Source organism: Enterobacter sp. A103 (genome assembly GCF_034427535.1).
In the GTDB taxonomy this organism is placed as follows: Bacteria; Pseudomonadota; Gammaproteobacteria; order Enterobacterales; family Enterobacteriaceae; genus Enterobacter; species Enterobacter asburiae_B.
This window is the reverse complement of the sequence record NZ_JAXQPQ010000003.1, coordinates 132,995-147,999: the sequence shown is the minus strand read 5'-3', so window position 1 is coordinate 147,999 and position 15,005 is coordinate 132,995. Positions and strand designations below refer to the sequence as shown.

Here is a 15,005-nt window from a genome sequence, read left to right as displayed (position 1 = left end):
CCATTTTAAAGCTGCTTTTAGTGATATGGACAATTGGTTTCCTTCAGGACCCTTGGGAGAACTGAATCTATGGCCGAAACGCAAAACGATCCTCTGCTGCCGGGATACTCGTTTAACGCGCACCTTGTGGCGGGACTGACCCCTATCGAGGCTGAGGGATACCTCGACTTTTACGTCGACCGACCGCTCGGTATGAAAGGGTATATCCTCAATCTGACCGTGCGAGGGGAAGGGATCATCAAGAACGGTGACCAGCAGTTTGTCTGCCGCCCCGGCGATATCCTGCTGTTCCCGCCGGGGGAGATCCACCACTATGGCCGTCATCCGGATGCCAAAGAGTGGTATCACCAGTGGGTCTATTTCCGTCCGCGCGCCTACTGGCAGGAGTGGCTTTCGTGGCCAGCTATTTTTGCGCATACCGGTTTTTATCGCCCGGATGAGGTTCATCTGGCGCAGTTTCGCGAGCTTTTTGCGCAGATTATCGAGGCGGGACAGGCCGGTGGTCGCTACGCTGAACTGCTGGCGATTAACCTGCTTGAACAGCTGCTGCTGCGACGGATGGAGGCGATTAACGAGTCGCTTAACCCCCCGCTGGACAACCGCGTGCGCGACGCCTGCCAGTACATTAGCGACCACCTGGCCGATAGCCAGTTTGATATCGCCAGCGTTGCTCAGCACGTCTGCCTGTCGCCGTCGCGGCTGTCGCATCTGTTCCGCCAGCAGCTGGGCGTCAGCGTATTGAGCTGGCGCGAGGATCAGCGCATCAGCCAGGCGAAGCTGCTGCTCAGCACCACCCGGATGCCGATCGCCACCGTCGGACGCAACGTGGGCTTTGAGGATCAGCTCTATTTTTCTCGCGTGTTTAAAAAGTGCACCGGTGCCAGCCCGAGCGAATTCCGCGCGGGATGTGAATAAACGGTAAAAAAATATAAACAAACAGGTGAATGCAGAAAGCAACCTGTAAACTATTCAGACAATTGTTGCCTTGACGCGGTGCGGGGCGCTAAGCAGAATCGCTGATTCGTTTTCTGACCGGAATAGTTATGCAGGCATTGCTGGAACACTTTATTACCCAGTCCGTTATGTACTCGCTCATCGCCGTGGCGCTGGTGGCGTTTCTGGAATCGCTGGCGCTGGTTGGGCTGATCCTGCCCGGCACCGTGATGATGGCAGGGCTTGGGGCGCTGATTGGCAGCGGCGAGGTTAATTTCTGGCAGGCGTGGCTGGCCGGGATTATCGGCTGCCTGCTCGGCGACTGGATCTCCTTCTGGCTGGGCTGGCGCTTTAAGAAGCCGCTGCACCGCTGGTCGTTCATGAAAAAGAACAAAGCCTTGCTGGATAAAACCGAGCATGCGCTGCATCAGCACAGCATGTTTACCATCCTCGTCGGCCGCTTTGTCGGGCCAACGCGTCCGCTGGTGCCGATGGTGGCGGGGATGCTGGATCTGCCCGTCGCGAAATTCGTGGTGCCGAACATTATCGGCTGCGTCTTCTGGCCGCCGTTCTACTTCCTGCCGGGGATCCTCGCGGGCGCGGCCATCGATATCCCTGACGGTATGCAAAGCGGTGAGTTTAAGTGGCTGCTGCTGGGTACGGCTGTGCTGCTGTGGCTGGCGGCATGGCTCTGCTGGCGACTGTGGCGCAGTGGGAAAGCCAGCGTCGATCGCCTGACGCGCTATCTTCCGCGCTCTCGCCTTTTGTGGCTGGCCCCGCTGACGCTTGGCGTGGCTGTGGTAGCCCTGGTTGCGCTGATTCGTCACCCGCTGATGCCGGTGTACGGCGAGATTTTATTAAAAGTGGTGAGCCGTTAACGACGATTTCCCTCTCCCTGTGGGAGAGGGCCAGGGTGAGGGCATCAGACGGCACGAATGCCCAACAGTGAAGACGCCCCTGCCTTACCGCTCAGCAGTTCTTCTGTTTTTCCATCCCACAAAATACGCCCTTCGGCAATCACCACCGATCGCGGCGCGATGCGGGCGGCATCCTCAATACTGTGTGAAACCATCAGCATCGTCAGCTGCTGGCGCTGGCAGACGTCCTGAACCAGGGCGAGCATCTCCTGGCGCAGCGCGGGATCGAGCGCCGAGAACGGCTCATCCAGCAGCAGGATCGGCTGCTCGCGGACAAGACATCGCGCCAGCGCCACGCGCTGACGCTGGCCGCCGGAAAGCTCACCCGGCAGCCTGTCGATGAACTCGTTGATCCCCATCTGGGCGGCAATGATCTCCAGCTTCTGGCGCTGGGCATCGTTCAGCCTGAGTCCCGGATGCATCCCCAGCGCGATGTTTTGCCGCACCGTCAGATGGGTAAACAGGTTGTTTTCCTGAAACAGCATTGAGACCGGACGTTTCGCGGGCGGCGTGTGGGTATGATCGTGATTGTTAATGACGATCGCGCCGCTTGCCGGCTGCAGAAAACCCGCAATCAGATTAAGCAGCGTGCTTTTTCCCGCGCCGCTTGGGCCAAGCACGGCGATCATCTCCCCCTGGCGCGCGGAGAGCGTGAAGCGCATCGGCAGATGCTGGTAAAGCCAGGTTACATCAGTCAGTTTTAACATCACGCCCCGGAAGTTTTTCGATAACGGTAAATAAGGCAAAGCACAGCAGCAGCAGTAACAGCGCGGTGACCGCGCCGTCCTGACTGCGATAAGAGCCGATTTGCTGATAGAGCCAGTATGGCAGCGTGCGGAAATCGTCATTGCCGAACAGCGCGACAACCCCAAAATCCCCAATCGACAGCACGCAGGCAAACGCCAGCGCCTGCGCCAGCGGACGTTTCAGCGCGCGCAGTTCCACCACCTTCAGCCGCTGCCAGCCCTGCATGCCCAGCGACTGGCACAGCAAACCGTAGCGGCTGTTGACGTCGCGCATCGGGTTTTCCAGCACTTTGAGCGCATAAGGGATGGCCATCAGGGCGTTGGTGAAAATCACAATGCCGTCGGCCCTTTCCGGCAGGCCGATGGTGCTGTTGAACAGTAAAAAGAAGCCCGTCGCCAGTACGATGCCCGGCATCGCCAGAATCAGCATCCCTGTCAGCTCCAGCGTCTGCCCGGCCTTTTGGGCCTGCCGGGCATAGAGTTCACGGCTGCTCCACAGCAGCATCATGGTTAGCATGACGCACAGTAACCCTGCCGCCAGCGCGATACGTAGCGAGGTCCAGGTCGCCTGCCAGAGGATGGGCTGTTGCAGGACGGACATGAGATTGAGGTTCAGTCCGTCAACGATAACGGCCATCAGCGGCGGCAGCAGAAGCAGGAGCGCCAGCGCGATCAGGATAAAATCGGTAACGCGGCTGTGCAGGCTGTCCTGCGGATCGCGCCAGCCGGTTATTTGATTACTGCCAGCAGGAATGGCTTTACTCAGTCGCTGGCTCAACAGGACCAGCGCAAGGCAGCACGCCATCTGCACCATCGCCAGCAGCGCGGCGCGACCGGGATCGTAGTCGTAACTCAGCGCCTGGTAAATCGCCAGCTCAATGGTGGTGGCCTGCGGCCCGCCGCCGAGGGACAGCACGGTGGCAAAGCTGGCAAAGCAGAGCATAAAGATTAACGCCGCGACGGGCGGGATCTGGCGGCGCAGCCATGGCCATTCGACAAAGCGGAAGAATGACACGCCGCGCATGCCGAGCTGGGCAGCAATCTGACGCTGTTCGCCGGGAATGTTTTCCAGCGCCTGCAAGAAGAGGCGCGTTGCCATCGGCATATTGAAAAACACGTGCGCCAGCAGAATGCCCTGCAGTCCGTAAGGAGAGAATGACCATTCCAGACCAAGCTGGCCGAACAGCGAAGCCAGCCAGCCCTGGCGACCGTAAACGCTGAGGATGCCAAATACCGCCACCAGCACGGGCAGGATCAGCGTCATGGCGCACAGGCGCAACAGTGCCAGCCTGCCGGGAAAACGGCGCCGATACAGGGCGCGTGCCAGGAAAATAGCCGGGAGCACCGACAGCAGGGCAGAGAGAGACGCCTGCCAGAAGGAGAACCGGATAACGTGCCAGAGGTAGCTGTCGTGCCAGAGGGCGAGCAGGTCGCTCTCTGGCGCGTTGAACCACAGTGCAAGAAAAGCCCCCAGGCTGACCGCCACCATCACTGTGGCGGCGAGCAGCCCGGGAAGTAACCAGCCGGGAATCAACGGCTGACGGCGCGTTGCCATTCACTTACCCATGCTGCACGCTGCGCGGCGACCTGCTGCGGCGTAAACTCCAGCGAGGTGTTTGGTTTGGTCAACTGCTCGAAACCTGCGGGCAGCGCAACGTTCGTGACCGGATACATCCAGTTGCCTGCGGGAATCGCATTCTGGAACGCCGGTGAAACCATAAACTTCAGGAACTTCTCGGCCAGCTCCGGCTGCTTGCTGGCGGCGGTACGCGCGGCGACTTCCACCTGCAGATAGTGCCCTTCAGCAAAATCAGCGGCAGCATAGTTATCTTTCTTCTCGGCGATGATGTGGTAGGCCGGAGAGGTGGTGTAGCTCAGCACCAGATCGCTTTCACCTTTCAGGAACAGGCCATAGGCTTCGCTCCAGCCTTTGGTGACGGTGACGGTTTTGGCGGCCAGTTTCTGCCACGCCTCCGGCGCTTTATCCCCGTAAACCTTTTGCATCCACAGCAGCAGGCCCAGGCCTGGCGTACTGGTGCGCGGATCTTCATAAATCACGCGCCATTTCTGGTCACTCTCAACCAGCTCTTTCAGGCTCTTCGGCGGGTTTTTCAGCTTATTTTTGTCGTAAACAAAAGCAAAGTAGCCATAGTCGAACGGCACAAAGGTGTCGTTTTTCCAGCCGCCCGGCACGTTAACGGCCTCTGCCGCTACGCCGCTTTTGGCAAACAGTTTGGTTTGCGAGGCGGCTTCCAGCAGGTTGTTATCCAGCCCGAGCACCACGTCGGCCTTGCTGTTTTTCCCTTCCATGCGCAGACGGTTGAGCAGCGATACGCCATCTTCCAGCGCCACGAACTTCAGCTCGCAGTTACAGTCAGCTTCAAAGGCTTTTTTAACCACCGGGCCAGGGCCCCAGTCGGCAGAGAAGGAGTCATAGGTGTAGACCGTCAGGACGGGCTTCGCAAAAGCAGGCAGCGCAAACAGCGCCAGCAGGGGGAGAACTTTTTTTAACACTTTGCACCTCAAAGTTGAGTGGCAAAGGATTTTGAGCAACAGCCTCAAATCCCTTCGCCGGCGTTATCCGGATCAGGTTCGACGGGTATTATCTCAGCGCACATCTGTGATGCAGCACCCCGTTGAGAACGGCGCTATTGTAATGATTTGGTGAATATTACGAAAGCGTTATGGCTCCGGCGGCGCAAACCAGGCGGATTTAAAATCAAACCAGCCCAGGGTATTCATCCGCAGGCCGCGCATGCTGCGCTGGCCCTGGATCATCAGCCAGTGGTGGATCAACGGTACGATCGCCTGCTCGGCCAGCAGCTGCTGGCACCACGCTGCAAGATTCATTTCGCCCGCGCGCCACAGGGCGGCATCCTGCTGCCAGTCACGGTCGATGCAGTGCTGGATCAGCGGGACTTCATACAGATGCGAGAAAAGGGAAAAATCGAGCGGCAGGGTAAAGTTGGCGCTGTTGAGCCAGATATCACTGGCTATCTCCCCCTGATGCCATTCGTCATAGTCCACTTCCCTGACCTCTAACGTGACCCCTTCGGCTGCCAGCAGCCGGGTCATGATTCTGGCGATAAAACGATGCTCCACGTGCTCGCGGTAGTAGGTCAGGGTGATGGACTCCAGCCCTGCGGGTTTGTCACAGTGAACCGGGCGGGCGTGGTGCCAGCGCGGAAGCAGGCCGTACGCCGGGAACCAGTATGTCTGGTACTGCTCTTCCGCATGGTAAATCAGATTGGAAGGGGACAAAACGTGGCTAACCCACTTGCGGACGGCCTGGTTTGCCCCACGGTGGGTGCGGCGGTCAAACAGGAGATAGTAACACCCTTCCTCGAGGCGACTCTCCACGGCTTTTTCTCCCGTGGTGGGGCCTTCCAGCGTCAGCCCGCAGCTCAGGTCTTCATTGAGATCCGGCAATACCCAGACGTTCACTTCGTCGATGAGCGCCCGATAGCCAAAGTAGTCGTCGAACGCGCGGATTTTCAGCTGATTGCTGTTATTGCGGGACACGGAGTAAGGCCCGGTACCAATCGGCAGGCTGGCAAAATTGTTCATTGATTCCCACTCGCCGGGCAAAATCATCGACGGCACGTAGCCCAGCAGCCAGGGAAGCCACTTATCCTGCTGCGACAGCTCAATATCCAGCGTCCAGGCCGTGGGCGAGTGGATGCGGGAGATATGCGAGTAGAGCGGTAGCCTGCGGGCACGTTCCAGGGAGGCGATGACGTCGTGCATTTCCAGCTCGCGGCCGTGGTGAAAGTGGATGCCGGGGCGTAAAAAGAAGCGCCAGTGGCGCGGGGAAAGTTGCTGCCAGTGATGAGCGATATCCGCCTCCAGTTCCCCGTTTTCCTCATTTATCCGCGTCAGGCCGCTGAAGATTTGCCGGGCCATATGCGTTTCTGAGCGCCGTAAGGCCGTGCCGGGCAACAGATTTTTCATCGGACGGTAGTAGAGCACCCGCAGAATGTGGCGGCCCTGACGAAAGCTGCGCCCGAGATGGGAAACCAGCATCTGGCGCACGGCGGCTTTGTCGCCAACCAGCTGTACCAGCTGATCGATGCGGTCCTGCTCGAGCAGATCTTCCGCGCGCTGCTGCTGCAGCGCCAGCCCGGTATAGAGGAAGGTCAGCCGCGAACGTTTGCCGCGTCCCGCCTCCGCTTCCCAGCTTAACCAGCCCTGCTGCTGCATGGTGTTGAGCAGCGTGCGCATATGGCGGCGGGAGCAGCTAAGCAGGTCAGCCAGCTCGTTGAGCGTAGTCTCCTGCGATTGCCCCTCGCAGCACTGCCAGAGGCGGATAAACTGTTGTTGCAGACGACCGGAAGGCATAAAAGGGGAACTCCTGACAAAAAACCAGCAATTTATTTATCCCTATATTAGGCCAATAATTCTCCCCGATGAAGCGAGGAGGTAAATTATGAAGAGGTCTACCGCACGTCAGTTCTATCAGCAGTACTTTTCAGCGACAAAAGGATCGTCCTGGCTGGCCCGCCGGTGTGCAGAGCAACGGCTGAAAACGTTAGAAGAATTGATGCAGTGGGACGTTACAACACCGACCTCTTCCCGCTAACTCGCCTCGATCATGTGTGACTGAGTATTGGTGCTTATCACCCGCCAGCAAAATGTTTTTGCTGGCTTTTTTCGTTTACTATTCACCCAATTTCGATTCGCTTTCACAAGGACTTGCGCATGCTCTGGTTGATGACGATGGGGCGACGCCTGAACGGCGTGTATGCCGCTTTTATGCTGGTGGCCTTTATGATGGGCGTGGCGGGGGCGCTGCAGGCGCCGACGCTGAGCCTGTTTCTCAGCCGCGAGGTGGGGGCGCAGCCGTTTTGGGTCGGCCTGTTTTACACCGTTAACGCCATTGCCGGGATCCTGGTCAGCCTCGCGCTGGCGAAACGATCGGACAGCCAGGGCGATCGCCGCAGGCTGATCCTCTTTTGCTGCGCCATGGCCGTGGGCAACGCGCTGCTCTTTGCCTTCAACCGTCATTATCTGACGCTCATTACCTGCGGCGTGCTGCTGGCGTCGCTGGCGAACACCGCCATGCCGCAGCTGTTCGCGCTGGCCCGTGAATATGCGGATAGCTCAGCGCGTGAAGTGGTGATGTTCAGCTCGGTGATGCGCGCCCAGCTTTCGCTGGCGTGGGTCATTGGTCCGCCGCTGGCCTTCATGCTGGCGTTGAACTACGGCTTTACCACCATGTTTTCCATCGCCGCCGGGATTTTTGTCATCAGCCTGGCGCTGATTGCCTTCGCGCTGCCGTCCGTGGCGCGCGTCGAACAGACGACGGATAAACCTGTCACCGAGGTGAGCGGCTGGCAGGACAAAAACGTCCGCATGCTGTTTATTGCCTCCACGCTGATGTGGACCTGCAACACCATGTACATCATCGATATGCCGCTGTGGATCAGCAGCGATCTGGGCCTGCCGGACAAGCTCGCGGGGATCTTAATGGGAACTGCCGCCGGGCTGGAAATTCCGGCAATGATTCTGGCGGGTTACTACGTTAAGCGCTTTGGAAAGCGCAGGATGATGATTGTCGCCGTGGCGGCCGGGGTGCTGTTCTACGCGGGGCTGATCCTTTTCCATTCGCGGGAAGCGTTGCTGGCGCTGCAGCTGTTTAACGCCGTGTTTATTGGGATTGTTGCCGGGATCGGCATGCTCTGGTTTCAGGATCTCATGCCCGGTCGTGCCGGCTCGGCGACCACGCTTTTTACCAACAGCATTTCAACCGGGGTGATTCTGGCGGGCGTGATTCAGGGGGCGCTGGCGCAAAGCTACGGGCATGCGTCTGTCTACTGGATGATTGCGGCGCTATCCGTCATGACGCTCCTGCTGACCTGCCGCGTAAAAGACGTGTGATCGGATGAACGAAACGGAGCCCGGGAACGCCGGGCTCTGTGAACCGTTTTATTCTGAATACTGATATTTACGCTGCGCGCGTAGCGTCAGGTACATATGAACGAGGCCCATGAAGCCGTGTGCCCAGAAATATGTCTCAATAAAGACCGTCAGGAATTTATGCAAATCCAAGACGGATTCCGTCACGGACGAAACCGGCCCGAGCGTGGCGTTCAGCACGAACCAGGCCGCGCCGCAGAGTGCAACGCCCAGCAGCGCCAGCACGCCCAGACCTTGCACCGTTGCTGCCATACCGCCGGCATGCGCGTCAGGAAGCTGACGCTGCGCGAGGGTGCGAATATCGTCAACAATTCCGCGAAAATCCAGCGCCAGCCAGGCGAAGTAATACTTAAATCCGCGCTGGGTTAACATCCATGCCATCATGGCAATGCCACAAAAAATTAAACCAAATCCGGAGATAACATGGATCCAGGTGACAATTCCGTTCAGCCCGGATTCGTGGAGGGCTTCACTTTCGGTGAAATTAGAATTGATAATCTGGGCGAGGACCAGTACGGCCACAAGAATGTGCAGTATGCGAAGAAAAGGCGTTTCTTTATGGGGAAGCGTATCGCGTAATGTTGGTTTCATCGCTTTTTACCTCAAAAATGAGAGAGCTGATGCGATGAAGTGTGACGCAGATTAATTAACGAAACCTTAACGGTCGGTTGCGTCACACTGTATTTATGCGTTCCGGTTAGTGGGCAGGATCAATATGCGTCATCACGTTCAGCACATTGAATTTTTGCATCACGTTATTTCTGGCATTCACGGCAATCTGATGTCCTTCTTTTACGCTTAATTCGCCGTTCACTTCAAGATGGACATCGACAAGGGCTAAATCGCCCATCTTGCGTGTTTTTAAATCATGGAGTCCGGTGACGCCCTCGGTTGCGAGAAGACACGTTTTGATGTCGTGCTCCAGCTCGGGCTCAAGCGAACGGTCCATCAGATCGTGCAGGGCATCGGCAGAAAATTTGTAACCCATGTGGGCGATGAATACTCCGACAATTAGGGCCGCAATGAGGTCCATCGCGTGAAAGCCCACTAAATTCCCGGCAATGCCGATGGCGACAACCACTGACGACGCTGCGTCAGAACGGGCATGCCAGGCATTGGCTATCAGCAGCGAGGACTGAATACGTTTTCCCGTGGCAAACATGTATCTGAACAAGCTTTCCTTTACCACCAGCGCCAGAATCGCCACCCACAGCGCGGCCCCTTTCACCAGCTGATGCGTCTCGGGGTGAAGCAGTTTATTGCCTGCGGACCAGAGCATCCCGACCCCCACAAGCAGCAGAATAGCGCCAATAATGAGCTTTGCACCGTTTTCGAAACGCAGATGACCGTAATGATGATCGATATCAGAGGCTTTCTGACTCTTTTTATTCGCAACCAGAACGACAAAGTCGGAGGATAAATCGGAAAGAGAATGAATCCCATCAGCAATTAAACCTTGTGAGCCGGAAAATATTCCTGCAACTATCTGAAAGGCGGTGAGTAAACTATTTGTTATCACGCTTACTAATGTGCATTTATGTATTTCCCGAGAACGGATATGAGACTCATTGCCATTTCTCTTTTCCATGATTATTTCCGCTGCCAGCTGATTGAGCGGTTATTCTGCGCAGGAAACATTAAATTGACATTAAATATAACGTCATTATTGGCTGGGTTTGGGAAGTATTTACAGAAGGAGGCGGGTATCGGGATAAAACGCGGCCTGCAGAGTGGACTGCAGGCCGGAGGATTATTTCATAAATGCAGGTTGTTTGTTTTCGTAAGCGGCAATCGCCGCGTCGTGCTGGAGAGTTAAACCGATGCTGTCCAGACCGTTAAGCATGCAGTGACGGCGGAACGCATCAATGCTGAAGCTGTAGGTCTTATCCCCGGCTTTCACCACTTCTGCTTCCAGATCCACTTCAAACGAAATGCCCGGATTCGCCTTAACCAGCGCGAACAACTCATCGACCTGTTCATCGCTCAGCGTGACGGGCAGCAGCTGGTTGTTGAAGCTGTTACCGTAAAAAATATCCGCGAAGCTTGGGGCAATGACCACTTTAAAACCGTAGTCGGTGAGCGCCCACGGCGCGTGCTCACGGGATGAGCCGCAGCCAAAGTTTTCGCGTGCCAGCAAAATGGAGGCGCCTTTATATTCCGGGAAGTTCAGAACGAATTCCGGATTAGGCACTTCTCCCTTATCGTCCAGGAAACGCCAGTCGTTAAACAGATGTGCGCCGAAACCGGTACGCGTCACTTTCTGCAGAAACTGTTTTGGAATAATAGCGTCAGTATCGACGTTAGCGGCGTCCAGCGGGACAACCCGGCCCGTATGTTGGGTAAATTTCTCTGCCATGATTGTCTCCTTATTTCAGGCTGCGAATATCGGCGAAATGGCCGGTGACTGCCGCAGCGGCGGCCATTGCCGGGCTGACCAGATGGGTGCGCCCACCGCGGCCCTGACGGCCTTCAAAGTTACGGTTGCTGGTGGAGGCGCAGCGCTCGCCCGGATTCAGGCGATCGTTGTTCATGGCCAGACACATGGAGCAGCCGGGCAGACGCCACTCGAAGCCCGCTTCGATAAAGATCTTATCCAGACCTTCGGCTTCCGCCTGGGCTTTCACCGGGCCGGAGCCAGGTACCACCAGCGCCTGAACGCCTGGCGCCACTTTGCGGCCTTTGGCAATCTCGGCTGCGGCACGCAAATCTTCGATACGGGAGTTGGTGCAGGAACCGATAAAGACTTTATCAATGGCGACATCGGTCAACGGCACGCCGGGCTTCAGTCCCATGTAGGCCAGCGCTTTTTCCGCACTGGCGCGCTCGACCGGATCGGTAAAGGATGCCGGGTCAGGGATATTGTCGTTAACGGAAATCACCTGGCCCGGATTGGTGCCCCAGGTCACCTGAGGCGCAATCTCTTCTGCCTGCAGCGTGACGACGGTGTCAAACGTTGCCCCATCGTCGGTTTTCAGGGTTTTCCAGTACGCGACCGCGTCGTCAAAATTCTGACCTTTCGGCGCGTGCAGACGACCCTTCACGTAGTTGAAGGTGGTTTCGTCCGTCGCGACCAGACCGGCTTTTGCGCCCATCTCAATGGCCATGTTGCACAGGGTCATGCGCCCCTCCATGCTCAGCGCCTGGATGGCTTCCCCGCAGAACTCAACAACGTGACCGGTGCCGCCTGCGCTGCCTGTTTTACCGATGATGGCCAGCACGATGTCTTTTGCGGTAATACCCGGTGCGGCTTTACCCTTCACTTCAATCTTCATGGTTTTGGCGCGGCCCTGTTTCAGGGTCTGCGTTGCCAGCACATGTTCCACCTCGGAAGTGCCAATCCCGAACGCCAGAGCGCCAAACGCGCCGTGGGTCGCGGTATGGGAGTCCCCGCAAACGATGGTCATGCCCGGCAGGGTGATCCCTTGTTCAGGCCCCATCACGTGAACGATGCCCTGATACGGATGGTTCAGGTCGTACAGCTCAACGCCAAATTCATTGCAGTTCTTAATCAGCTCCTGCATCTGGATACGCGCCATCTCACCCGAGGCATTGATGTCTTTGGTCTGGGTGGAAACGTTGTGATCCATCGTCGCGAAGGTTTTACCCGGCTGACGTACCGGACGCTTGTGCGCGCGCAGGCCGTCAAATGCCTGAGGAGAGGTCACTTCGTGCACCAGATGACGGTCAATGTACAGCAGCGGGGTTTCGTTTGGTGCCTCGTAAACAACGTGCGCATCAAACAACTTTTCATATAACGTCTTAGCCATGATTACACCCCTTCAGCGACATAGCGGGCAATGATGTCGCCCATTTCATCGGTACTGACTGCCGCCGTGCCGCGTGCTAAATCGCCGGTACGGACGCCTTCTTCTAACGCCCGGTTAATGGCGTTTTCAATTGCGGTTGCCGCCTCGCCTGCATCCAGGCTGTAGCGCAGCAGCAGGGCCAGGGAGAGGATCTGCGCAATCGGGTTGGCAATATTTTTGCCGGCGATATCCGGCGCGGAGCCGCCCGCAGGCTCGTACAGGCCAAAGCCTTCTTCATTCAGGCTTGCGGAGGGCAGCATGCCCATGGAGCCGGTGATCATCGCGCATTCGTCAGAGAGAATATCGCCGAACAGGTTGGAGCACAGCAGCACGTCAAACTGGGACGGATCTTTAATCAGCTGCATGGTCGCGTTGTCGATGTACATGTGCGACAGCGCGACGTCCGGGTACTGCTTAGCAACTTCACTGACGATCTCGCGCCACAAAATGGAAGACTGCAGCACGTTCGCTTTATCAATGGAGGTCACTTTATGGCGGCGTTTGCGCGCCGACTCGAACGCGATGTGGGCGATACGTTCGATTTCGAAACGGTGATACACCTCGGTGTCGAACGCTTTCTCGTGTTGTCCGCTGCCTTCGCGTCCTTTTGGCTGACCGAAATAGATCCCGCCGGTCAGTTCACGCACGCACAGAATGTCGAAACCGTTGGCGGCGATATCCGCGCGCAGCGGGCAGAACTCTTCCAGACCCTGATACAGCTTCGCCGGACGCAGGTTGCTGAACAGTTTGAAATGTTTACGCAGCGGCAGCAGCGCGCCGCGTTCTGGCTGCTCTGCCGGCGGCAGGTGTTCCCATTTCGGGCCACCGACGGAACCAAACAGCAGGGCATCAGCATTTTCGCAGCCTTCCACGGTCGCTTTTGGCAGCGGCGTACCGTGGTTATCAATCGCAATACCGCCCACGTCGTAGTGGCTGGTGGTGATTTTCATCGCAAAACGCGCGCGAACGGCTTCCAGTACTTTCAGCGCCTGTGCCATCACTTCCGGACCAATACCGTCGCCCGGCAACACAGCAATATGGTAATTCTTCGACATTACACGGTTTCCTTGTTGTTCTCTTTATTCTGAGCTTTGCGTTGCAACTCTTTTTCGACTTCGGCGGCGCGCCAGATGTTGTTCAACACGTGCACCATCGCTTTCGCGGAGGACTCAACGATATCGGTCGCCAGGCCCACGCCATGGAAGCGGCGGCCATTATGGGTAACAACAATGTCGACCTGACCCAGTGCATCTTTGCCGTGGCCCTTGGCCGTCAGGTCATATTTCACCAGCTCAACGTCGTACTCGGTGACGCGATTAATCGCCTGATAGATGGCATCGACAGGGCCGTTACCGTTAGCGGCCTCTGCTTTAATTTCATCGCCGCAGGCCAGTTTGACCGAGGCGGTGGCGATGTCGCTGGAGCCGGACTGCACGTTGAAGTAATCCAGACGGAAGTGCTCCGGCTCTTCCTGCTGCTTATTAATAAAGGCCAGCGCTTCCAGGTCATAGTCGAACACCTGGCCTTTTTTGTCGGCCAGCTTCAGGAACGCGTCGTACAGCTGATCCATGTTGTAATCGCTGTCCTTATAACCCATCTCTTCCATACGATGTTTAACCGCCGCGCGACCGGAACGGGAGGTCAGGTTCAACTGCACCTGATTCAGGCCGATGGATTCCGGGGTCATGATTTCGTAGTTTTCACGATTCTTCAGGACGCCATCCTGGTGAATACCGGAGGAGTGCGCGAAGGCGCCGGTACCGACAATTGCTTTGTTAGCCGGAATGGGCATGTTGCAAATCTGGCTGACGGTCTGGCTGGTGCGCCAGATTTCGTTGTGATTGATGCGGGTGTGCACGTCCATGATGTCTTTGCGCACTTTGATCGCCATGATCACTTCTTCCAGCGAACAGTTGCCCGCGCGTTCGCCGATACCGTTCATCGCGCCTTCTACCTGACGCGCGCCAGCGTGGACGGCGGCGATGGCATTGCCTACGGCCAGACCCAAATCATCGTGGGTGTGGACGGAGATAATTGCTTTATCAATATTCGGCACGCGGTCATACAGGCCGGTGATGATGTTGGAGAACTCAAACGGCATGGTGTAGCCGACGGTGTCCGGGATGTTGATGGTTTTCGCGCCCGCGTTGATGGCGGCTTCTACAACGCGCGCCAGGTCTTCGATTGGCGTACGGCCCGCATCTTCACAGGAGAACTCAACGTCATCGGTATAGTTGCGTGCGCGTTTAACCATGTAGACCGCGCGCTCAATCACCTCATCCAGCGTGCTGCGCAGCTTGGTTGCGATGTGCATAGGCGAGGTAGCAATAAAGGTGTGGATACGGAACGCTTCGGCGACCTTCAGCGACTCGGCGGCGACGTCGATGTCTTTCTCTACGCAGCGCGCCAGGGCACAGACGCGGCTGTTTTTAATGGTGCGCGCAATGGTCTGTACGGATTCGAAATCACCCGGGGAAGAGACAGGGAAACCGACCTCCATCACGTCAACACCCATACGTTCGAGAGCCAGCGCGATCTGCAGTTTCTCTTTTACACTCAGGCTTGCCTGTAATGCCTGTTCACCGTCACGTAAAGTTGTATCGAAAATAATGACTTGCTGGCTCATGGGTTAGGTCCTTGTCAGTCTTAGGGCGCCTTGCTACGAGCATAAAAAAACCCGCGCAGTG

14 protein-coding genes and 1 riboswitch are annotated in these 15,005 nt (G+C 57.0%); of the genes, 4 read left to right on the top strand and 10 right to left on the bottom strand.

What is annotated here, in order from left to right:
• The first annotated feature begins 69 nt into the window (after positions 1 to 69).
• Together araC and SPH27_RS11080 are read left to right on the top strand one after the other, a co-directional pair.
• Positions 70 to 915, top strand: coding sequence for an arabinose operon transcriptional regulator AraC (araC, locus tag SPH27_RS11085; protein ID WP_023310373.1), 846 nt, complete (start codon positions 70 to 72; stop codon positions 913 to 915).
• Between the two features lie 128 nt (positions 916 to 1,043).
• Positions 1,044 to 1,811 carry a DedA family protein gene (locus tag SPH27_RS11080; protein ID WP_047060155.1) on the top strand — a complete coding sequence of 256 codons (768 nt, stop codon included), beginning with the start codon at positions 1,044 to 1,046 and terminating at the stop codon, positions 1,809 to 1,811.
• Positions 1,812 to 1,855: 44 nt separating this feature from the next.
• On the opposite strand, the gene thiQ is transcribed toward SPH27_RS11080, so the two are convergent.
• From thiQ to sgrR, 4 genes are all read right to left on the bottom strand, one after another.
• Positions 1,856 to 2,557, bottom strand: a complete 702-nt coding sequence (gene thiQ / locus SPH27_RS11075; protein ID WP_048975040.1) for a thiamine ABC transporter ATP-binding protein ThiQ — start codon at positions 2,555 to 2,557, stop codon at positions 1,856 to 1,858.
• The gene (thiP, locus tag SPH27_RS11070; RefSeq protein ID WP_048979019.1) at positions 2,541 to 4,151 is read right to left on the bottom strand and encodes a thiamine/thiamine pyrophosphate ABC transporter permease ThiP; all 1,611 of its coding nucleotides are present in this window, start codon (positions 4,149 to 4,151) and stop codon (positions 2,541 to 2,543) included. Before thiP ends, thiQ begins: the two co-directional genes overlap by 17 nt.
• Positions 4,127 to 5,110 (bottom strand): thiamine ABC transporter substrate binding subunit, encoded by a 984-nt coding sequence (gene thiB, locus SPH27_RS11065; protein ID WP_033144619.1) that lies wholly within the window; start codon positions 5,108 to 5,110, stop codon positions 4,127 to 4,129. Before thiB ends, thiP begins: the two co-directional genes overlap by 25 nt.
• Before the next feature lie 31 nt (positions 5,111 to 5,141).
• A riboswitch (TPP riboswitch) is annotated at positions 5,142 to 5,242 on the bottom strand.
• 36 nt (positions 5,243 to 5,278) lie between these two features.
• A complete protein-coding gene (sgrR, locus tag SPH27_RS11060) occupies positions 5,279 to 6,934 on the bottom strand; it encodes an HTH-type transcriptional regulator SgrR (protein ID WP_033144620.1) in 1,656 nt (551 codons plus the stop codon).
• A gap of 88 nt (positions 6,935 to 7,022) precedes the next feature.
• On the opposite strand from sgrR, the gene sgrT reads away from it, so the two are divergent.
• Both sgrT and SPH27_RS11050 read left to right on the top strand, forming a co-directional pair.
• On the top strand, positions 7,023 to 7,175 hold the full coding sequence (sgrT, locus tag SPH27_RS11055) for a glucose uptake inhibitor SgrT (RefSeq protein WP_023334488.1): 153 nt from the start codon (positions 7,023 to 7,025) through the stop codon (positions 7,173 to 7,175).
• Between the two features lie 119 nt (positions 7,176 to 7,294).
• Positions 7,295 to 8,473 carry a sugar efflux transporter gene (locus SPH27_RS11050; RefSeq protein ID WP_096149815.1) on the top strand — a complete coding sequence of 393 codons (1,179 nt, stop codon included), beginning with the start codon at positions 7,295 to 7,297 and terminating at the stop codon, positions 8,471 to 8,473.
• Positions 8,474 to 8,521: 48 nt separating this feature from the next.
• On the opposite strand, the gene SPH27_RS11045 is transcribed toward SPH27_RS11050, so the two are convergent.
• The 6 genes from SPH27_RS11045 to leuA all read right to left on the bottom strand — a co-directional run bounded on the left by SPH27_RS11045 (position 8,522) and on the right by leuA (position 14,944).
• Positions 8,522 to 9,103 (bottom strand): cytochrome b/b6 domain-containing protein, encoded by a 582-nt coding sequence (locus SPH27_RS11045; protein WP_045400998.1) that lies wholly within the window; start codon positions 9,101 to 9,103, stop codon positions 8,522 to 8,524.
• A 106-nt stretch (positions 9,104 to 9,209) separates the two neighbouring features.
• Complete coding sequence (locus tag SPH27_RS11040) at positions 9,210 to 10,100, bottom strand: cation diffusion facilitator family transporter (protein WP_182071477.1); 891 nt, start codon at positions 10,098 to 10,100, stop codon at positions 9,210 to 9,212.
• 162 nt (positions 10,101 to 10,262) lie between these two features.
• On the bottom strand, positions 10,263 to 10,868 hold the full coding sequence (leuD, locus tag SPH27_RS11035) for a 3-isopropylmalate dehydratase small subunit (protein WP_039260825.1): 606 nt from the start codon (positions 10,866 to 10,868) through the stop codon (positions 10,263 to 10,265).
• A 10-nt stretch (positions 10,869 to 10,878) separates the two neighbouring features.
• On the bottom strand, positions 10,879 to 12,279 hold the full coding sequence (gene leuC / locus SPH27_RS11030) for a 3-isopropylmalate dehydratase large subunit (protein ID WP_182071476.1): 1,401 nt from the start codon (positions 12,277 to 12,279) through the stop codon (positions 10,879 to 10,881).
• 2 nt (positions 12,280 to 12,281) lie between these two features.
• The gene (gene leuB, locus SPH27_RS11025; RefSeq protein WP_048979013.1) at positions 12,282 to 13,373 is read right to left on the bottom strand and encodes a 3-isopropylmalate dehydrogenase; all 1,092 of its coding nucleotides are present in this window, start codon (positions 13,371 to 13,373) and stop codon (positions 12,282 to 12,284) included.
• The gene (gene leuA, locus SPH27_RS11020; RefSeq protein WP_029741222.1) at positions 13,373 to 14,944 is read right to left on the bottom strand and encodes a 2-isopropylmalate synthase; all 1,572 of its coding nucleotides are present in this window, start codon (positions 14,942 to 14,944) and stop codon (positions 13,373 to 13,375) included. Before leuA ends, leuB begins: the two co-directional genes overlap by 1 nt.
• Positions 14,945 to 15,005: the final 61 nt, after the last annotated feature.